The sequence below is a fragment of the Bacteroides sp. B1-V-101 genome (genome assembly GCF_023656585.1).
GTDB lineage: Bacteria > Bacteroidota > Bacteroidia > Bacteroidales > Bacteroidaceae > Bacteroides > Bacteroides thetaiotaomicron.
In genome coordinates this window covers 23,651-44,180 of record NZ_JAMOKH010000012.1, presented here as the reverse complement: position 1 = coordinate 44,180, position 20,530 = coordinate 23,651, and the positions used below count along the sequence as shown (strand labels likewise).

At 43.1% G+C, this 20,530-nt stretch carries 20 protein-coding genes and 2 pseudogenes; 18 read left to right on the top strand and 4 right to left on the bottom strand.

Annotated features, from left to right (window positions below; translation table 11 throughout):
• Positions 1-163: 163 nt before the first annotated feature.
• Both NBH01_RS11140 and NBH01_RS11135 read right to left on the bottom strand, forming a co-directional pair.
• Positions 164-1,963 (bottom strand): hypothetical protein, encoded by a 1,800-nt coding sequence (locus NBH01_RS11140; protein ID WP_130041610.1) that lies wholly within the window; start codon positions 1,961-1,963, stop codon positions 164-166.
• A 4-nt stretch (positions 1,964-1,967) separates the two neighbouring features.
• Entirely contained in the window at positions 1,968-2,381 is a 414-nt protein-coding gene (locus tag NBH01_RS11135) for an HU family DNA-binding protein (RefSeq protein WP_008760098.1), read from the bottom strand.
• 581 nt (positions 2,382-2,962) lie between these two features.
• Between NBH01_RS11135 and NBH01_RS11130 the strand changes: the two genes are divergently transcribed.
• From NBH01_RS11130 to NBH01_RS11045, 18 genes and pseudogenes are all read left to right on the top strand, one after another.
• Positions 2,963-3,667: an Ig-like domain-containing protein gene (locus NBH01_RS11130; protein ID WP_130041609.1), complete on the top strand. Its 705-nt coding sequence runs from the start codon at positions 2,963-2,965 to the stop codon at positions 3,665-3,667.
• A gap of 303 nt (positions 3,668-3,970) precedes the next feature.
• Positions 3,971-5,101, top strand: coding sequence for a site-specific integrase (locus NBH01_RS11125; protein ID WP_009017627.1), 1,131 nt, complete (start codon positions 3,971-3,973; stop codon positions 5,099-5,101).
• A gap of 133 nt (positions 5,102-5,234) precedes the next feature.
• Positions 5,235-6,008, top strand: coding sequence for a hypothetical protein (locus tag NBH01_RS11120; RefSeq protein ID WP_009017626.1), 774 nt, complete (start codon positions 5,235-5,237; stop codon positions 6,006-6,008).
• A 176-nt stretch (positions 6,009-6,184) separates the two neighbouring features.
• Positions 6,185-6,583, top strand: coding sequence for a helix-turn-helix domain-containing protein (locus NBH01_RS11115; RefSeq protein WP_004322056.1), 399 nt, complete (start codon positions 6,185-6,187; stop codon positions 6,581-6,583).
• The gene (locus NBH01_RS11110) at positions 6,561-7,667 is read left to right on the top strand and encodes an AAA family ATPase (RefSeq protein ID WP_004310190.1); all 1,107 of its coding nucleotides are present in this window, start codon (positions 6,561-6,563) and stop codon (positions 7,665-7,667) included. Before NBH01_RS11115 ends, NBH01_RS11110 begins: the two co-directional genes overlap by 23 nt.
• A gap of 106 nt (positions 7,668-7,773) precedes the next feature.
• A pseudogene (locus NBH01_RS11105) lies at positions 7,774-8,661 on the top strand (DUF8464 domain-containing protein).
• A 235-nt stretch (positions 8,662-8,896) separates the two neighbouring features.
• A complete protein-coding gene (locus NBH01_RS11100) occupies positions 8,897-9,349 on the top strand; it encodes a hypothetical protein (protein ID WP_005777409.1) in 453 nt (150 codons plus the stop codon).
• Between the two features lies 1 nt (position 9,350).
• On the top strand, positions 9,351-9,674 hold the full coding sequence (locus NBH01_RS11095; protein ID WP_004310187.1) for a DUF4134 domain-containing protein: 324 nt from the start codon (positions 9,351-9,353) through the stop codon (positions 9,672-9,674).
• 63 nt (positions 9,675-9,737) lie between these two features.
• Positions 9,738-10,160 carry a DUF4134 family protein gene (locus NBH01_RS11090; RefSeq protein WP_250700104.1) on the top strand — a complete coding sequence of 141 codons (423 nt, stop codon included), beginning with the start codon at positions 9,738-9,740 and terminating at the stop codon, positions 10,158-10,160.
• Positions 10,161-10,358: 198 nt separating this feature from the next.
• Positions 10,359-11,531: a site-specific integrase gene (locus NBH01_RS11085; protein ID WP_195630821.1), complete on the top strand. Its 1,173-nt coding sequence runs from the start codon at positions 10,359-10,361 to the stop codon at positions 11,529-11,531.
• A gap of 28 nt (positions 11,532-11,559) precedes the next feature.
• The gene (locus NBH01_RS11080) at positions 11,560-12,828 is read left to right on the top strand and encodes a site-specific integrase (RefSeq protein ID WP_250700103.1); all 1,269 of its coding nucleotides are present in this window, start codon (positions 11,560-11,562) and stop codon (positions 12,826-12,828) included.
• Between the two features lie 141 nt (positions 12,829-12,969).
• A complete protein-coding gene (locus NBH01_RS11075; RefSeq protein ID WP_250700102.1) occupies positions 12,970-13,287 on the top strand; it encodes a helix-turn-helix domain-containing protein in 318 nt (105 codons plus the stop codon).
• Positions 13,288-13,295: 8 nt separating this feature from the next.
• The gene (locus NBH01_RS11070) at positions 13,296-13,607 is read left to right on the top strand and encodes a hypothetical protein (RefSeq protein WP_250700101.1); all 312 of its coding nucleotides are present in this window, start codon (positions 13,296-13,298) and stop codon (positions 13,605-13,607) included.
• Between the two features lie 64 nt (positions 13,608-13,671).
• Positions 13,672-14,403: a hypothetical protein gene (locus NBH01_RS11065; protein ID WP_250700100.1), complete on the top strand. Its 732-nt coding sequence runs from the start codon at positions 13,672-13,674 to the stop codon at positions 14,401-14,403.
• Positions 14,404-14,775: 372 nt separating this feature from the next.
• On the top strand, positions 14,776-15,165 hold the full coding sequence (locus NBH01_RS26790; RefSeq protein WP_502801502.1) for a plasmid mobilization protein: 390 nt from the start codon (positions 14,776-14,778) through the stop codon (positions 15,163-15,165).
• Between the two features lie 2 nt (positions 15,166-15,167).
• On the top strand, positions 15,168-16,400 hold the full coding sequence (locus NBH01_RS11055) for a relaxase family protein (protein WP_250700098.1): 1,233 nt from the start codon (positions 15,168-15,170) through the stop codon (positions 16,398-16,400).
• Between the two features lie 12 nt (positions 16,401-16,412).
• On the top strand, positions 16,413-17,015 hold the full coding sequence (locus tag NBH01_RS11050; RefSeq protein WP_250700097.1) for a hypothetical protein: 603 nt from the start codon (positions 16,413-16,415) through the stop codon (positions 17,013-17,015).
• A 112-nt stretch (positions 17,016-17,127) separates the two neighbouring features.
• Positions 17,128-17,289, top strand: a pseudogene (locus NBH01_RS11045) (transposase); the annotation flags it as partial.
• 23 nt (positions 17,290-17,312) lie between these two features.
• Here NBH01_RS11045 and NBH01_RS11040 read toward each other — a convergent pair.
• Together NBH01_RS11040 and NBH01_RS11035 are read right to left on the bottom strand one after the other, a co-directional pair.
• Positions 17,313-17,798, bottom strand: a complete 486-nt coding sequence (locus NBH01_RS11040) for a hypothetical protein (protein ID WP_250700096.1) — start codon at positions 17,796-17,798, stop codon at positions 17,313-17,315.
• 169 nt (positions 17,799-17,967) lie between these two features.
• Positions 17,968-20,331: a hypothetical protein gene (locus NBH01_RS11035; protein ID WP_250700095.1), complete on the bottom strand. Its 2,364-nt coding sequence runs from the start codon at positions 20,329-20,331 to the stop codon at positions 17,968-17,970.
• Positions 20,332-20,530: the final 199 nt, after the last annotated feature.

Here is a 20,530-nt window from a genome sequence, read left to right as displayed (position 1 = left end):
ATTTTTGTCTTTATTCTAAGTATTATACGGGGATAAACAAAAATGTCACAGCGTTTGTAATCAGTGGTTTACCCCTGAAAATGACTTGTTTTTAAAATAAGTTTGCAAAAAACTATAGGATGTTTTTGTCTTTTTCCGGATCAAAACTGCATTTTTCTTTCATTTATTTGTGTTTCAGTATTTTAATCATTCTGGCTTCGCGATTCCTGCTGTTTTCTATTTCCGCATATTGTTCCAGTTCTTTCGTCGTTATGCCCCGTCCCGTGTTTAATCCCATCTTTTTATATACCTGTCTGAGCATACTTTTCGCTTCCTGCACGGATATTTCAGCATCCACAGGAAAAGCACGTTGGATATATGTCCGCATTTGCCCGGATTTCTTAATCGTATGCTCACTACTCACATTTAGTGCTGTCCGCAATTTATTCTCATTATAATCGGCTTCCCTTACAAATTCCGCTCCAAAACGGCAGAAACAGTCGTATATATACCTGTCGGCGGTAGAAGTAATCAGATTCATCAACATACGCTGATACCTTTTCTGTATTTTCTTGTCGGTAGCTCTGCTCATCTTTTCCATCTCTTCCAGTTTCCGGACGATCAGTTCTGCCCGTTTCTTCTTTGCCAGACGATGCTGGATAGCCATGCGTTCATTATCCGAAACCGGCATCAGGCGTTCTTCGTGTGAGAAGACAAAATATCCGGTCTGCTCGTAAGCAAGGTGCAGCAGATCGGCAGAGGTGTACAGGCGTTTCACTTGTTCCTTTTCATAGAAGTTGGCTATCAGAAACGAATCCGGCTTTCCGTTTTCGTCCAGATAAGGGAGGTAAGAGTTTTCTCCGATGGCCTCTTGTAGTAAGGTGCGTTCGCCTATGTTGGTAGTCCGTGCCAGTTGCGCTTTCCAGCCGTTGAAAATGGTGGAAGCTCCCTGAATCCAGTGATCGATTTCAGAAGAAGACATACATTCCAGTTCCGGTCGGATAGAAGCGATGTGTGTCACACTGTTGACTCCGCCCCGGAAACGTCCGATAATCTGGATTGCCTCGGTGGCAGGGTCAATAACGGATTGCGCGGCACCATACAAGTCACTGACGAAAATCACATGAGGCGGATTTTTGCAGAGTATGTCTACCGCTGAGTAGAAGCGGGAGGTGAAGAAATTGTAACGTTCCAGTTCGGTGATCATCATTGATTTTTTGCGGCGGTTTCCTTTCCAGAGCTTGTATTGTCCGTCTTCGCTACAGAATGTGCAGGCATTGCTTAGTTCGGGTATCAACCGGTAGAAGCTGTCTATCGAATCTATACTGTTACAGAAAATACAGACAGTTCCTCTCTTGGCTTCAATCACTTCCTGCAGGGTTTCCAGCACATTGTTGGTAGTAATCAGTTTCAGTTTCTGCCGATAGACATAATCCGGCTGAATCAATACCCGCATGAAACCGTCAAAACGACTGTCCTTTTCGGGTACGATAGGCGTAGCGGAAATCAGTGCCTTGTTTTGGAAACGGAAGAAATCGTTCATCGGTTCGCGGATAGAGTCACGGTAGTGCACGTCCTGTACCAGCTTCTCGCATTCATCAAACAAGATGAAGCATTCCGTATACATATCTATATCCACCGTTTGCATGGCTTCCTTTATCTTGTTGAAGCCTTCGGGGGTAGTCAGTAGTTTGTAATCCTTCTCCCGGTTTGTTTCCAGAAAGTCGGCGATCTGCCGGATGCTTACACCTTTATAGACGGCAAGTGCATTCTTATGTACCCTTGCTTTCGACTCGATGACGGGTACATTCGGTTCGATGATAATGGATTTGCGTGGTGCTGTGAGTTCACAGTGCGTGGCACCCAGTCCCGGCAGCAGTTTGTTGATGATGCAATTGGTAGGAATAAAATCTTTTCCTGCACGTTTTAGCGCATCCGCAAAGTATTCTCCTTTCCGGATGGAGTAAATTCGATCGTATTCCATACAGTTAATATTTCCGTTTATTATGTTTCTTTGGATTGTACTTCTCAAATCCGGCAGCTGAAATACGTTTCTTCAGATTCTTGTCCGCTTTAAAAACTACGTTTTTCACTTGGATGGATTCTGCCCTGTGGTTTTCGTCCGGCTCTTTGTCTTCACAGAAATTTCCGTTTAGAGAGAAACTGCCAAAGTCGTCCAGATTGAGTATGTTTCCGTCTTTCAGTACGGCTTCCATTCCTTCCAGTACTATGCTGAGGCTTTTGTATGCTTCTCCTTTGGATAGGTTGTATTTGGTTGCCAGATATTCTACGAATGCTTTGGTGTCCAGTGTATCCCATGATAGCAGTTGTACCCGGACATTTGTCTCCTTATCTCCTGTGAATGTATCCGCGAAGCGGGTTGTTTTGTAAAGTATGCTCATAATAATTCCTTTTTTGAATAGCCATTGATTATATGCAGTTGAATAACTTCGGTGCTAGACAAGTGTAACTGGAATATTGCACAAGTGTAACTGGATAGTTGCTCAAATGTAACAGATTAATTCATACAGATGAAGTTGCTAAAAGATAAGGGATTATTTTTAGTTTGTGTGGGAAAAACAATTAACTCTTCCTTATGAATTGGTAAAAACATCTTGTCGGTTAAGACGATGCAAAGGTAAGAATAAGTACTGGACTAACAAGAAAATTAGCGAGGAAGAACGTAAAAAGTTAGGTCGTGGAGATGGTGAGGTGATCAATGCGGATGATCCGAGGAATAGAGATTTGATAAGGAGAATGATTAGCGAGTAATTTATAGAAATAATTATTACGGATTAGTGGTGTTATGTTGTTGTTATTTGTATCTTTGCCAAATATTTAGAAAGAACAAGGGAAATGTTCTTTATTTGAAAGATTAAACAGGCAAATGTTTATCACGTTTTACATAAAGGATTCATAGGTGGGATATGGATTGGTAAAATGAATGCACAAACGAAATAAGCTAGCTAAATATTAACAAGTAATGAAAAAGATTTTATTTTTAATGACGGCTGTTTTAGTGATTGCCGGATGTAGTAAGAGTGAAGATGGGAAACTAACTCTGAGTACTAATCAAGTGTCTTTGTATTCGGGCGACACAAAACAAGTAACGGTAAACGACAATGCTACTTGGAGTTCAAAGAGTGAATTTGTAGCTGAAGTAAGTGAGGATGGAATAATCAAAGGAAATCATGTTGGAAAAACAATTATCACTGCAACTTCAGATAATGGAGAGGCGTTGTGTGAAGTTGTGGTAAATGCTAAATATAGCACTTACACAGAACCTGTATTGGAATTTGGTGTGGATAAGGCAACTGTTAAGGCTAAAGAGAAACGTACTATTTGGGAGGATAATGGAAATGTAATAAGTTACAAGGGTGAGAATAGTGCTGTAAAGAAAGTTGCTTATTTGTTTGAGGATGGGAAATTAACATCTTCAGCTTTATCACTTTCTTATTCGTATACTGAAGAAATAGCTAAATTTCTGTCAGAGAGATATCAAGTAGTAGGAAAAACTGATGATGATACATTTTTGTTCATCAATAATGATTTGGACAAATATAGTATGGGGATTGGATTATCCGTTGAAAGTGGTTTCATTATGGTGATGTATATTCCTCAGTCTCCTAAATCAAGGAGTATTCAAGCTGCAGATCTGCAGGAACTTAAATCTATATTGGGAATTTAATATATAAATCTATAAGCTTATTTCGGTGGGATATTATTAGCGCACCTCGTTCGTTCGAGATGCGCTAATTTATTAATTTCCAATAATCATAAAGACATATATAAAATGAAAACAAGTTCCAAATAAATATAGATAAATCATCTATATATCAATAATTTATATACGAGTTTTTATTTTCAGTTGTTTTCTACGTTTTCAGTTGCTTTGCTCTTTTTAGGTACATTTTTGTTTCTTGTTTGTTTCTTGATTTCGTTTTTTATTTGTACCTTTGTGATAGGAAATAACGAATAAAAGGACACAAATATGCCAAGGACCAGAAAGCCAATAAAAGTAAAGGAGCCGATTCGTCTTCGGACGAAGGAGTTGGCCAATGGCAGCAAGAGTTTGTATCTGGATATATACCGAAATGGTAAGCGGACATACGAGTATCTGAAAATGTATCTTATTCCGGAAACGGATCGTAATGCCCGCCAACAGAACGAAACGACAATGGCTGCCGCAAATGCAATCAAATCGAAGCGTATCATAGAGTTGACAAGTGGTGAAGCCGGTATCATGAATCACAAGGATAAGGTTTATCTGCTGGACTGGATGCAACTCTATAAAGAGGAACAGAAGAAACGTGGTAAGAAAAACATAGGCCAGATAAAATCTGTTACCGGTATCTTGAAAGAGTATGCAGGAGAAAGATTCACATTAAATCAGATTGACCTCACTTTTTGCCACGGCTATATCGACTATATGCTGACAAACTACCATCCCAAAGGAAAACCCATCTCGGCTTCTACGCGTAATACCTATTACCAGATTTTCAACGGTGCGTTAAATGCCGCTGTCCGTGCGAAACGGATCTTAAAGAATCCATTCAACGAAATGGAAAAATCGGAGAAGCCCAAGATGCCGGAAAGTGTGCGTTCGTATATGACTATTGAAGAAGTGAGATCATTAATCGCTACACCAATGCAGAACGAAGGGGTAAAAAGTGCCTACCTGTTCTCCTGCTTCTGTGGACTACGTATCAGTGACATTATCGGATTGCAATGGAAAGATGTGTTTATTGACAACGGCCAATACCGCTTGGCAGTAGCCATGCAGAAGACGAAAGAACCGATTTACCTTCCGCTCTCCAATGAAGCGTTGAAGTGGATGCCGGAACGTGGGGACAAGACAGCAGACGACCATGTGTTCGATTTGCCTTCTGGTATCAACCAGCTTATCAAACCATGGGCCAAAGCCGCCGGAATTTCCAAGCGATTCACCTTTCATACCGCCCGCCACACGTTCGCCACAATGATGCTGACATTGGGGGCCGATTTGTACACTGTATCTAAATTGCTCGGTCATACATCTGTAAAGATGACCCAAGTGTATGCCAAAATCGTCAATAAGAAAAAAGACGATGCAGTAAATCTGACCAACGGTTTATTCGATTGACAATGCAATGAACATCAGATATGTAACCACTTATAAGGGTGTTGTTCCGACAGGATTCTCTTTCGGGAGCAACACTCTTATAATATATCATATAAATCCAATTTAAAATATTTCATCATGAAAAGACCTAACAATGACCCTCTCTCTTTTTGGAGGGAAAAAACATCTGCACCATTTTGTTGCAGAACAGGATGTAGCGAAAGAATTATTCGCATTGCTCGTTGAAGCAAAAACAATGTATCTCCGTGATGTCGTGACGGGCAATAAGCAGTACTACCGTTACGTGGAGGATTTCGTAAACAGCCACCGGTATATCGACTGTGACCATGCGGTCTGCCGGAACTGCCATGAAATGAACATTCATATCGTCAAGGGGCTATTAAACGATTGCTCCCATCTTATCCGAGCATTTTTTACCGAAGCAGACTTCTCGTTCGAGAAGTGTATGGAACTGAAACGAACGTATGATACGTTTGTGCCACCATCACAGTCCGTCACGTGCTGCAAAGATGGACCGACAAGAATTTATCCTCTTTCTTTTGGATGCAATCTCACTCGTAAACAGATGATAGGTATTACAGCTTGTGCCAATGCTTATCATCTGTTTTGCGTTTCTACCCTACACGTTGAAGATATGGAAGCCCTGCTTTCCTGTAAAGAAGGATTCTGTATTCGTGTAAACAATATCCGCCATGTGGCCATCCTGTTTGATACACTCCTTGAGCACTCGTTTATCCAAGCCAAATGGCAGTCCGTTCTTAGTAGTGGGCGGTTCTTGCAAACCAAGGATGGAAAAGGATTCGTTTCAGCTTCAAGCCTTTCATCCGCTCTGTCTGCCTTGCGTAACAACATGACATCAACAGGTTACGGTATCAGACGAGCTATTGATGAACTGAGAGAGTGGTAAGAAGTGCCAATAAGCGAAGTATGTGAAAGGTAAAAGCGTGACAGTTGCCGTGATACGTGGTTACTATCACGGTACAAACTCACGCTGACCTTTTGGGTTGCCCTATCTTTGACCTCCGTTAGCGCGCTACATAACGGAGGATATACTTCATTGTCTAAATTTATAATAACTCATTTATGCAAAATAATAGATTGACATTCATGGAACGGCTGAGTGAACGGCTTACAAGCGTCGAAGCCATCCTAAAGAAATTAGATCCGATAGAAAGTCTGTTGGAACGCATCGCATTGCTGGAAAAAAATATATATACCACCAAACAGGTGTTTACCTTCCAAGAGGCTTGTATGTATATCGGAATATCCGAGAGTATGCTGTACAAGCTAACATCAGGCAAGGAGATTCCGCACTACAAGCCACGTGGCAAAATGATATATTTCGCCAAAGAAGATCTGGACGAATGGCTTTTGCAGAATTATGAACCAACCGTAGATGAAGCAGCACGTATGGCAAACGAGGCCGCTGCCACACAACCTTTCTTTAATCAAAGACGCCATGGAAAACGAAAGAAGAACTGAATATAATGTGGATATGAGGCCGGAGGAGGATTTCTTATCGGATATCCTCTCCGCCTCGCAGATTCGGGCGACGGATACCTATGAAACGCCGCCACAGATTATCTGGATAGACAACTCGACCATTGCTACGCTCGGCAACTTCAGCGCATCAACCGGCAAGGCGAAATCAAAAAAAACATTTAACGTTTCGGCCATTGTCGCTGCATCGCTGGCAGGGAAACAAGTGCTGAACTACCGGGCGCACCTCCCGGAAGGTAAACGCAAGATTCTGTACGTGGACACGGAGCAGAGCCGCTTCCATTGTCATAATGTACTGGAACGCATCTTGCGGCTTGCCGGACTGCCCACTACAACCGACAGTGAAAACCTCGACTTTATTTGCTTGCGCGAATACTCTCCGGCCATACGCATTGGGGTCATCGACTACGCCTTACGCCAAAGAAAAGGATACGGACTTGTAATTATCGATGGTATCCGTGACCTGATGCTTGACATAAACAGTACCGGTGAGTCCGTGGAAGTCATTAACAAGATGATGGAATGGTCATCAAAGTATGACCTGCATATCCACTGTGTGCTACACTTGAATAAAGGAGATAACAATGTGCGCGGGCATATCGGTACGGAAATGAGCAACAAGGCGGAGACTGTACTGGTCATCAGCAAAAACAACGATTGTCCCAACGTCAGCGAAGTTCATGCGTTACACATCCGTGAGAAAGAGTTTAAACCTTTTGCTTTCACTGTCAATGAGGGTGGGCTCCCGGTTCTCGCAGAAGGGCATTTGTTTGAGAATGCCCCACATCAGAAACCGAAACAACGGACGGGTTTTATGGAACTAAGCATCGAACAGCACCGTGAAGCCCTTTCCGCTGCGTTTGGAGACAAACCCATCCGTGGGTTTGAAAATATGCTGCAAGCCATGATGACTGCTTACGAGGCAATCGGATTTAAGCGTGGGAGAAACGTAATGGTCAAACTGCTGCAATATCTGACTGACACCTTAAAACTGGTTATCAAACGAGATAAACTTTTTTATTATGACATGACACAGGCAGAAACCATGCTTTTCGATGAAGAATGAGAGCGGGCGCGGACCTATATAATTCAGTTTAATTTAGTATTTATATATATAGGGGCGCAAACTAAACTAAACCGCTTTTGTACAAACAAGTGAAAAGAAATTTAATATGACCATAGACGAAGCAAAACGAGTGCGTATCGTGGACTTTTTGGCCCAGCTCGGCCACCGTGCGCAGTATATGAAATCAGAGCAATATTGGTATCTTTCGCCTCTCAGGAAAGAGGTGACGCCATCGTTCAAAGTCAATGACCGGCTGAATGAATGGTATGATTTTGGCGAGGCCACCGGAGGCGACCTTGTGGAACTGGGTAAGTACCTTTGCGGAACTAAAAGTGTGAGTGAAGCATTAGCATACATCAAACGGTATGTCAATGGTGTGTCGCTGCCGAGACCCCGGGCGTTGCCCGCAACCTCTCGACCAGTGGAAGCCGACATGAAGAATTTGATTATCGTGCCGCTGCGACACCACGCACTGCTCTCATATCTCCATTCACGTATGATTGATTCGGATATCGGACGAATGTTCTGCAAGGAAGTCCATTACGAACTGCGCCAGAAACGTTACTTTGCACTGGCCTTTGGCAATATATCCGGTGGATACGAGGTACGAAACCCTTATTAAAAAGGATGTATCAAGAACAAGGACATTTCCTTGATACCCCAATCGCGTGGTGAGGCACAGAGCCGTGTCTGCCTATTTGAAGGATTCATGGACTTTCTGTCCTATCTAACCCTAAAACAGACGGACGATAGTGCCATTTGCATTAATGCCCCCTGTGACTACCTTGTTATGAACTCGGTCAGTAATCTGAAAAGGACATTAACGTATTTGCAAAAATACACGTATATTCACTGTTACCTTGACAATGACCTTGCCGGACAAAAGACAGTGGAAACCATAGCCGGGATGTATGGCAGATGCGTCTATAACGAATCAAACTGTTATGCCGGTTACAAAGACCTGAACGACTACTTACGTGGGAAGAAACAATGAAAAAACCGCTCCCTAAGCCCTCCTTCATCACGGAGGGCTTTTTTTTATATCCCGACTTTTCCTGTTTTCTTATCTAAAATTATATTTGAATATGATTTTGAAATATGATTTTTGGATTTTGAAAAAATATTATATTAAAACGATACGTTTTATAATCAATAATTTTATCTTTCAAATTATCCATTCTTATTTTGCACACACAACCAAATATAAAAATCATATTATACAAAAATATATGAAATCATATTTTATTTTCACCATTGTCCTGACGGTTGCCTATCTCGTCTATTATGCAGTTATCATCGTGCAGGACCTTTATGGAAAAAAAGGAAATGGCAAGCCGGAAGAAGAGGTATTTGACCTCGGTGCGCCAGAAGATGAACAGAGTGTGTACGTGACGGAGAGCGATACGGGATTCAATGTGGGTAATGAGAAATATGAAACAGATGTTGCCCCTACCGCTTCGCCTGCACCACAGGAGACGGAAACCGCAGACAATAATGGCGAGATAGCCGTGGCGGAGAAACTAAAACGCCTGAAAGCCCAAGCGGAGGAACAGATGGAAGAAACCGCGACCTACCTGTCAGACGCATACACGGCAGACGAACTGTACAAAGCGATGCTTGCCAAAGGAAAGACGGGCAACCGTCCGGAACTGGTGTGGAAACCTCTCAAAGACCGATTGTAAAATGTCGAAAGCAAAAAAAATATTATGTGCACTGTGCTTTGTCCCTTATGCGGCATTCGCCAAAAGTGGCAGCGTAAACTACAGTTGGGGTGCAGACGCACTGGCAACGATGCACGACTTCGTGGTGACGATGATGCTGTACGTGCTGTACATCTGCTACGCTGTCGCCTCGGTTTTCGTAGTCGTTGCCGCGCTCCAGATCTATATCAAAATGAACACAGGCGAGGACGGCGTGGTGAAGTCTATCGTATCACTTGTCGGTGCGTGCCTCTTCATCATTGGTGCTTCAATCGTGTTCCCTGCTTTCTTCGGCTACCGCATATAGGTGGCTGACAGAAGTGTAAAATAAATTCAAAAAAAACAAGAGTACCACAAAAATGTAATAAATATGTTTCAGAAATTCAAAAGAATGTGCCGAAAGGCAAAGAAAACCATCATGCAAGTTTCCACCAAAGTAAGAATGTTAATCATTGCCCTGTTGGGAGGCATACCTGCTATGGCTCAAAGTACGGCAGGCGATTACTCGGCCGGTACGACAGCTCTATCAACCGTAGCGGAGGAAATTGTGAAATACGTTCCTGTCATGGTCAAACTCTGCTATGCCATTGCTGGTGTCGTGGCCATCATCGGAGCCATTTCGGTGTATATCGCCATGAACAACGAGGAACAGGATGTCAAGAATATCTTAGTCCTACAAAATGCGTTTGAAAAGACAAGAAAGCGAATGAAAGTAAATGCGCTAAGTATCAATGCTTTAAGCGATAATTTGAATTTTCCGATGTTTGCTAAACTCACTCTTAAAAAGACATAAAAGACTGTTTCTTGTTTCCGTTTTGTTTCTCGTTTCTCGGTTTGTTTTCTTATCTTTACATCAGTTTTCCGAAGTAAGGGAAGAGAAAAAAAAGCAAATGTCAGCATAGGAAACCATATCTGACATGAACTTTCAACAAGAGGGAGAAAGACCCTCCAATGTAGCAGAATACAAAAACAAAATAACACTTCATACATCATGGCAAGACCAAAGAAACAAGTAAAGCTGAAAGAACCGATTAAAATTCGGTTGAAGTCGCTCGCAGATGGCAACAAGAGCATCTATCTTGACATCTACTATAAGGGAGTGAGGAAGTATGAATACCTCAAACTCTACCTCGTTCCCGAAATCAACCCTGTCTGCAAGGAACAGAACAAGCAGACTATGGCGGTTGCAGAACGCATCAAGGCAGAGCGCATCAAAGCCCTTCATGGTCACGGCATACAGGACTGGGAGACAGTAAAGCAAGGCTCGATGCTTCTTACCACATGGATAAAGAAGTATTGTGAAGGTGGTGTCGGCATCAAGAAGTCAACGCTCCATTGCCGTGTGGAAATGCTGCACACCGTAGAGAAGTATCTTGACGAGACTAACAAAGGCTTCATTTCGCTTGAAGAGGTCAATGCGGAGTTCTGCCGTGGTTATGTGAAGTTCTTGCGTAACTTCCCAAATTCCCATATCAAGTATGGCGAGCCAAGACCTATCAGCGAGAATACGGCAAGCCGATACCTCGGAATGTTCTCCACCGCACTCAACAACGCTGTGCGACAAGGCATTATCCGCAACAACCCTATGAAAGAACTGGATGCACGTGAACGCATCCAACCCAAGGACGGCAAGAAAGAGTATCTGACCATTGAGGAACTTCGCACCCTCATGGCTACGGACAGTTACCGTCCGGAAGTCAAGGAGGCTTTTATCTTCGCCTGTTTTACCGGATTGCGATTAAGTGACATGTACCGTCTTGCTCCGATGCACATCTTCAAGACCGCTGACGGAAAGGGCGAATACATAGACATGGAAATGCAGAAGACGGAGAAGCCAGTTATAATACCTCTTTCGGAAGAGGCTAAGCGGTGGTTGCCAAAGTCAAGAGGAAATGATATTCCTTTCTTTGATATACCAACCACACAGACCGTTATAGGCAGAGCACTCCGCAAATGGGCGGAAGCAGCTGGCATTGAGAAGCATATCTCATTCCATTGCTCACGGCACACGTTCGGAACGATGATGCTCACTCTCGGTGCAGACCTTTTTACCACAAGCAAGCTGATGGGACATTCCAATATTCAGACCACGGAAATCTATGCTAAAATCGTGGATAAGAAGAAGGAGGAAGCCATCAACCTCATTGACGGTATGTTCAAATAACTAATTGACAACGAAAATATATAGAGACATGACAATAACTATCAGACAAAAGGCACTTGCCAACGACAACATAAGCTTGTATCTTGACATCTACGATGGTGGCAAGCGCAAGTTTGAATTCCTTTCCCTCTATTTGTTGCCAGAGGTTGATGCAGAGACCAAAGCAAGGAACGAAGAAACATTGCAACGTGCTCACCAGATAAGGGCAGAGCGTATTCTTCATCCAGAGACCATCCCAGAGGTAGGTCACTTGATGATTGTGAAGGAAATCCCCAATGACGAGTCTCCCGAAGTCTTGGACTGGATCCAGACCTACATCGACTGGATGAGCGACAATACAGATTATTCCAAGGCTATTGTTGACCAATCAAAGTATCTGAAATACCTAATGAGCGAGTTCCTTGCCAACAAGCGCAGACCTCACATCACTCTGAGGAAGTTCGACAAGGAATGGTTCAAGGCTTTCTTCCTTTGGTTGAAGAACGACTATGTACCACAGAAGTATGTACGAGTTGAAGCCAAGCCTTTGTGTGAAGGCTCACTTCACAATGTTCAACAGCGCATAGTGGCGGTATTCAACAAGGCTGTCAAGTTCGGTAAGTTGAAGGCTAACCCTTTCTACCAGTTGGAGAAGTCAGACATCTTTTCCAAGCCAAAGTCATCACATAAGCAGTATCTCACTCCCGATGAACTGAAAAGGTTCATGGCTTCAGATGAGAGAAGTCCAGGAGTTGCAGAAGCACAGAGAGCTTTCGGTTTTTCCTGTCTGACAGGACTTCGTATCAGCGACATCAAGGCTTTAAGGTGGAGCGACATCAAGAGAAACGAGGAAACGAACACTCTTGTAATCGTCCAGAAGAAAACAAAGGCTCTCAATGCCGTACCAATCGGCAATACCGCCTTGTCATGGATGCCACCCAAAGGCGATGATGATTTTGTGTTCCACCTTCCTGCCAAGGCTAATGTGGATGCAGCCCTTAAAAGGATAGCCAAAAAGGTGGGCATTGAGAAGAATATCTCTTTTCACTGCTCCAGACATACATTCGGAATTTTGGTGCAGGCGGTTACCGGCAACATTGAGACTACCAAGAAGCTAATGGGACACAAGTCGCTCAAATCCACCACCATCTATGCAGATGTGCTGACGAATGAAAAGGTCAAGGCTGTTGACAACACGAAGAAAGCCTTTCGAGGTCGCAAACAGCGTGAAGAGAACAAGCAGATACCAAGAACAAAGCGGACAGCAGCCACCAACACCCATCCACGCAGAATAACTTTTTTACAGGATAACAAGTAAACGGAACTTTTCAGGATAACAATCAGTTAAATTCACTTTTGTAGTCCCCATTTTTCGGGCAGGGATTTCTCTCTGCCTTGGGGGACTACATATTCAAAAACAAGCAGTACAACAAATCACAAACAATTAAATTACAGGATAATGAACAAAACTATCGACACCGAGACTCTTCTTTTGAAGGTAGAGTCACATGAGCACCGCATTGGGATAATGGAGAACCTTCTCCGTGATGCCAAGCAAGTATTGACACTGGAGGAAGCTGCCTTATTCATGGGCATATCAAAGAGCAGTCTCTACAAGATGACACACAAGCATGAACTTCCGTTCTTTCGTCCCAACGGCAAGATTATATATTTTGAAAAGTCCGAGCTTTTGAACTGGATGCGCCAGAACCGCAGTATGTCCGAAGCTGAAACCAAGGCTGCTGCGACCAGGCACATGAGTGAACTTTGTAAATAGACATGGCGATGATGAAGGACGATATTTCCCATGAGGAGTACAGAAGCAAGTTGGCAAATGTCGCTGACCTTGCCGTGAGCTACATCAATACTGGCAACGGCTACTTTCGGATGCGTGATGCTTTCAATCAGCTTGCCGAGCAATGCGGAGCCAACAAGGGCATCAATGATGAAGCAACTGTCGGCAGAAGAAAACTTCTTGCCCAGTCTGTTTGCATTGAGTGCATTTCACGATTAAGCAGCCATTCTAATGACAGATTGCAAGGCGAGCTCTATGTTATCGCAGAGGACATTTCCCCAAGGAGAGGACGGCACAGATGATTTTCTCTTTACTGAGAAAAACAGTCTTGCCAGTTATGGTTATAATATTCAAAATTCACGGAACATGGATAAACAAAAGATACATTACTGCTTCACGCTGTCCGATGTACAGATGGAGTATCTTCGCTGCAAGAAGTACAAGATTGACCGCATGGAATGCTTCATGTCTCTTGCCTCTCTTGCTGAACGTGAAACAACTCTTGTTTCTATCAGCAAGACCCAACAAGTGGAAATCTTGTGTGGGCAATGTCTGGTTGACAACACCCAACTTGCCAAACTCTGGGATAAAGACCGCAAGACCGTACCCAAACTTTTACAGGCTATGGAGGCTGTGGGCATTTCCTCTTCACAAAAAGTTGGAGACAACCGCATCATTACCCTACATTCCCTCTCTGGTTGGTATGTGGACGGAAGATTTGTCAAGAACGGCTTTTCATTGAAGCGCAATGCGGATGGCTCTGCAATCATCCACACGGAAGTTCCACAAGCAAGAGTAATTGTTACGACAACGGAGGATGATACAAAGTCGGACAAGGAAGATGGACATTCTGCCAATGGAATATCCGATACTGACAACAAGGGCAATTCTTCTACTGGAGATTTTTCTTCTTCCCTAAATTCGGCTTCATCTAATGACAACAGAAGCGTGGGTAAGGTCGGAACGAATGGTAATCTTTCCGATGCTGTTACTGGTGGAATTTCCCCACAACAAAACTACTCCAGACAATCTGTTGGCAATCCTTCTTCCCTGCAAGAAGCAGATGCCAAACAGAATGAACACAACACATATCCATAGCGTCTGGCAGGAGGTCAAACACAACAGTCTAACGGTTCTAATGCCAATGGTTACAAGGCTAACAGTTACCATAACGGCAATCAATAGGCATAAAGAGGCTTATGAGCCACCATACAGAGAAATCATCCCAAAGGACGATTGACCGCCATAGGCTACCGCCAAACTGTTATACGTTTAAGCAGCTTTGGGGACGGACGCTGTTAAAAGTGCCGTCATATTATAGGTACTTTTCGAGAAATCCTTTTGTAATACAGAAGCCGTGTCCGTCTTTCTGTATTCCTAAAAGTTTCTCGGACTACTCGCAGGCTCGCAGTCGTGACCACCTTTGCAAGGTGCTTGTAATCATCCCATTTTAATCAGAGACAAGGACAAATGAGAAAGAAGAAAATCATAAGGAAACCGCCTACGGAAGTCCACACCTACCGATGTACGAAAGAAGATTTGAAGCAGCTCCAGACGCTTGCCAAGGAGTGTGGGATTAGTCTGAGCCGCTATGTCGTTGAGACTGGCTTGAAGCACCGTCCACGCATGAGGCTCACCAAGGAAGAGGTGGACGCTCTCAACTCTCTCGCCATCGCAAGGACGGATTTGATAAAAATCAGCAACGTGCTATCCAAGAAAGCGGCTGAGGAAAAGGCTCGGTTCTTCAAGAATGAGAAGTTCATGCGTTGGTGGATTGATGCCGTTGCTGGACTTATCCAACATTGGTATAGCATTGAAGAGAATATCGCAACAAACGTACAGACCAAATCAAAGGAGTAATCATGATTATGCTCGCAAAGGTAGTATCGTATGGAGGTAACTCCGTAAGGTACGCATTGGAAAAGGAGAATGCAAAAACGGTCAAGGTGAACAATATGCCCGATGGTCTTGACCCTACCGCCATCTGGTACATGATGAAGCATCATTGCCAGTATCATCAGGCGGAAAGGACGGTGGGCAGAAAGTTGGAAAGGTTCATGACCACTTTTGTACTTTCCCCATCAAAGGAAGAGTCTGCTAACTTCACGATGGCAGATTGGGCAAACCTCCAAGACGAAGCATTGGAAGTTTTGGATTCTGTTGGACTTACGCCCAACGGTTTCTCCAATGAGATAAAGACCAATTTCACCAATTCTATGAATGTTGGCGGATTGCACTCTGACTCCAAGTCTGGAACGCTACACCTTCACATTGATTGTTGTCGTGTGGATATGGAGGGTAACACCAACGATGTGCATGATATTCATCTTCGGGCAATGAAGGCTGCGGAAATCATAAATATGCGTCATGGGTGGGAACAACCGCAGGAGATACGGAATATGCGGAAAGTGGAACTTGCGGAGGATTGCGAAAATACCCTCAAAGATATGCAACAGTTCAACATAGACAGATACTTCAATCTGTTGCGCATGAAAGGCTATGAGGTAAAGCCACGCTACGACAAACAACGGAAACTTGTCGGCTACACAGTCGGCAAGAATGCTTCCGTGTTCAAGGCTTCGGAGATAGGCAGAAGGTTCATGGCATCAAAGATTGAAGACACATGGAAGAAACTGCATCCACAGCCTACACAAGTCAAGACAAAGCCTGTTTCTCCATCCGTTTCTCCTGCGCCTCGCCCAGTTCGTCCTGTCGTTCATACTCCAACTGCATCACAACCAAAGGCGCAACCTCAAATTACACAAACGGCATTCACAATCAACATTGGCGATGAAGTCAAAAAGGTATGGATTCCGAACGCTGTCAAAGATGTCTTTACTAATGAGGTTCAGATTCCAGAGGATAATGATATAGCGACAACAGAGAATGTTGCTCATGTAGCAATGCTGTTGTTTGCAGGGTATATTGATGCTGCCACTTCCATGTCGGAGTCATGTGGCGGTTGCGGTTCTGCTCCCTCTTCTGGTTGGGGCAAGAAGGACGATGAAGATGACTGTAAGTTTGCCCACCGTTGCGCACAGATGGCTCATTCCATGTGCAAGCCTAAACCACGCAGCAGAAGTTTCCACCGATAAATTAATGATAATATGGCAATCAGAAAAAGCAAGATAAACATAGACACAGAAGAAAGATCCGACTTCGACAACATGATGAATGATGTCGAAAACGAGGTTGAGGAACAGCAAGCCGAGGATGGACTTGTAAACCGTGTTTCTGAGTTGAAGCAGTTAAGTGAGGACATTGATAAGGCTACAAATACCTTTATCAATGCCGCACTTGAACTGGAATCTGCCATTCAGCAGTATCAGCGTGCAGAATCCAAATTAGGTGGTGCTGTGACTACTATCAGAAAAAAGGTTGATACCATCAATCAGCACATAGACAAAGTCTTGGAAAATGCTCCCACAAAATTAAAGGTGTCTGTAAATGTCAATGATGCTGACTGGCAGAAAATCCAAGAACTGTTTGCCAAAGAACGCCAATGGATGACCGCACAGATGCAGACGCATATCCGTGAGGTCAATTCCATGTTTGCCAATGAACGGAAAAAAGTCCGTGAACGCTACAAGGAATATGATGGCTGCTATCTCGGTCACTATGCCCAGTGGTTCTTCTGGTTCTTCTTCACGTTTGGTATCTTTGTGGTTGCAGGAGGTGTTGGAATGATAATTGCACAGAACTATACATGAGATAGACGAGTTACTGCCTAACATTAAGTTTGCACTTAAAGTTAGGCGATTACTATTATTATCTCGATAACCAATCAACCAATTTTATTGCCTTCTTCGTGCCATAATGTTAAGAATGATGCTGCGCAAGAGATACATTATCGAAACCATAAACAATATGTTGAAGAACATGGCGCAGATAGTACATTCGCGTCATAGGTCTGTGAACGACTTTATCATGAACCTTATTTATGCCTTGGGAGCATATGTTGCTACAATGGCGGTCATGCAATAATGACCGCCATTGTACTATTTCTATTAAATTGTTTTTTTGATACAGATGTACAAGCCACTGATTACATATTCTTTTCTTAAATTTTTAATGGCTTCTCCCATCGTGGAACCATCTGAATCTTTACCTTCATCTGGGTCATAACAAACGAATTTATCTTCTTTTACATGCTTTACAGCAATCCAATGTTTATTATTTACCAAGACCAATATATAATCCCAGGTTGTTTCAGAGTAAAGGACATCTAAAGCTTGAATTTTCATACCCAGCCTTTCACCTGTTATTCTGCTTATTTCTTCAGATATCAAATTCTCAAAAGGACCTCTTTCAAAATTTGAGTTATAACATACCGTAACGGTTCTATCTGTTACATAATCTTTAAATGCAGCGCATATCCCCGATGGCAAAGACATAAGAGTGCCGCTTGATTTATTGCTCAGCAAGTATATGCTTGCCGAAGAATTCGGATTCTTTTCAATAATCTCTTTATTCTGATAGTCCTGTATCCGCATATAAACCTCTATGGGACACGTACCACTTCCCAGATCCACCAAGACCGCATTCAAAGCGAACCCTCCACAGAAATTATTGGGGGTTGGAAATGGAGTTATACAATGTTCAGGTCTATTCTGGTTTAATTTATTCCCAAAACACATTATATTTCATTTTTAATGGTTAATACTAATTCTGTTGTTCTGTATTATTCTTGTTCATAGCCTGGAGAAGTTTCTTGTAGTCTTCCACAAACTTAGATATAGTTACAAATCCTGCTGCCATTTCATCATCGGATATCTCGTCCATGATGGTACTCTTGTCTGCTGGTGTCGCTTGCAGATAGTAACCGATAATCTGAGGAGTGGTAATCTTGATGTTGAAACTCTTGTCCGTGGAGCTGGTGTGGATGCCAGAAGAACCGAATGAAGAACTGCTACTTTTTGCACCGCTGAAAAGCAGGAAGCCGCCGCCATGTGAGACATGCTCTTCCATGGTAGCCGAGAAGGTGTTCGAGAGCTGGTCGCTAGTAACCACTTGGATGGAAATGTCTTTGGCGACGAGCATGGCCACAGGATAACAGGGTAGGATATGGCTGCGGCTCATGTCTGAAAGCCTTTCTTCTGTAATTTCACTGTAATCTTTTATTGGAGACACACGTGAGGTGGACACGTTAAACATATCCTTGGTCAAGACAAAAATCCCAGGATTAAACCATTCTCTCTCGATGCCCACTTTTGCCACATTCATTCCGACCCGAACAGACGTATTTTGAGAGTGGCATAGCTCTGCAAAGGTCGAAGAATTCGTTTCTTTCTTCCCTGAGTAACCTGCGAACCATAAACTGGCACCGTATGGGCTGTTTGAAGCAGACGAGTGGCTGTTGCTTTCCTTGTCTATCTGTGAGGCGGCTACGTCGATTAGTACCTGCGTGAATCCTTCAGGAACAATCGGTGTCTGTACGCTTTCAGTCTCTTTGCCTGAATTTACCGTTTGGGCAACTTTCATTTTCTCCAAGATTTCCTGGATTTCAGTATTAATCCTCTCCAGCTGTTCTTGAATTGGTGGAAGCAATTGCTTGAGTTGCAGGAGGTTTTTATTTATCGCCTCTTCCAGTAAGACATTGGATAACTGTTGCGATTTAGTTATATAATCGTTTTGAAGTTTTTGGTTTTTTGACAGTATGGCTGTAATTTTATCGACCAAACTGTCTACACTTTGGTCATTTTTATCAAATTTTAATCCGCTTGCCAGTCTGCTGATGATACTACTAGGTACTCCTCCACTGAATATCGGTGCAATGGTAAATGCGGTATCAATGACAGTCTTGACACCTTCACCGTAACTGCTGATCAATTCATTTTGAGCTTTATTCAAAGCGTCCCTTGCATTTTCGGCGTCATTTTTGTTTTTTTCCAGTTCTTTACTCCTGTCTTCTTCATCAATCAGATTGGTCAGATTGGAGATTTGTGAGGAAAGGGTAATCCTGCGTGAAGACAGATTACGCAATCTCATAGCCAATGACTCCGGGGAATCAAGTAAGTCGGACGGGATGAAGGATGTGTTCAGCAGTTCAAACCAGTTTGTGGGGTTGAATTTTACGGGATAGACAATGCCTCCGTCTGGAGTCAGCCTCTGAATGTTTTCCAAAATCTCTCTGGCCTGCTCCAGCTCCGCACCTGAACCGCTGTCAAGAACTCCATTGAGGATGTCCATATCGTTGGGGGAGAAGACGGATAACACTTTTGCCCGCTTTTCGTTCAATTCCAAAGATTCTCCTCTTGCAACTGCTTCATACCATTGCAAGTATTCATTGTTGTAATGAATATTATTCTCCTCTGAAGTATCAGGATAAATTTTTCTTAAAGCTTCTTTTTTCTTGTTTTGTTTTTCAGACCATGCTCTTTCTGCAGCCACATAGTCATCATATAGGCGATAAAATACCTCCTGAAGCGTATAGCTTTTCGTATTTTCGTCACCAAAATCATAAGGATATGGGGTCAGCAGCAGCTCGCGCAGTTGATTTTTCGCTTTTGCGATTTTTTCATTCAATTTAGGAGTTAATGTATCCAGAGCCGAACGGTACTGATATGGCAATGTCATGCCGTTATCACCGCCTGTAACGCGACAGGGATCGAAGAGTTTGTTGGCTAAACGCGATTCGTTGGCTTCCACCATCGGCCCTTTTTCCGCATTGTTTTTGTAGTCGTAGGCAAAGTCCTTGGCTGTGAGTGCTTGCCCTGGCAGGGTCAGACAAAGAAACTGATTCGGATTTTCACCTCCGATTACGCTTTCTATCTGATTGTATAGCAAGTCGATGAATGGCTCACTCGCAAGGCTTGCTCCACCATTGTCCTGTATGCTGGATTGGGAATCGTTGCCGATGTCGGATTTGGAGGCTTCATTGGAATTTGTCTTTCCTTTGGAGCCGGTATCCTCCTTTAACTTAGGAGGAGAATCATTATTAACTTCTTGAGGGTCATTTGAAACCACAGGAACAGCAGTTTCCTTTACTTCTTTTTTAGTATTCTTGGGCAAATTCTGTTCGTTCATAGTTTTTACTTTTAATTATTGATTAATACTACTCTAAGAATCATCCAATTTAGTATCAATTGAATGTACGAATTTAGTTTGTGCCTGACAAAAATTTGCAGACACAACCACTCTCATTGGTGGATTCTCCGTGTGTTCCATCACGTCCTCCTTTTTTATTGGGGTTATACTTCGGTTTATGTTCGTTGCGGACGGAAAT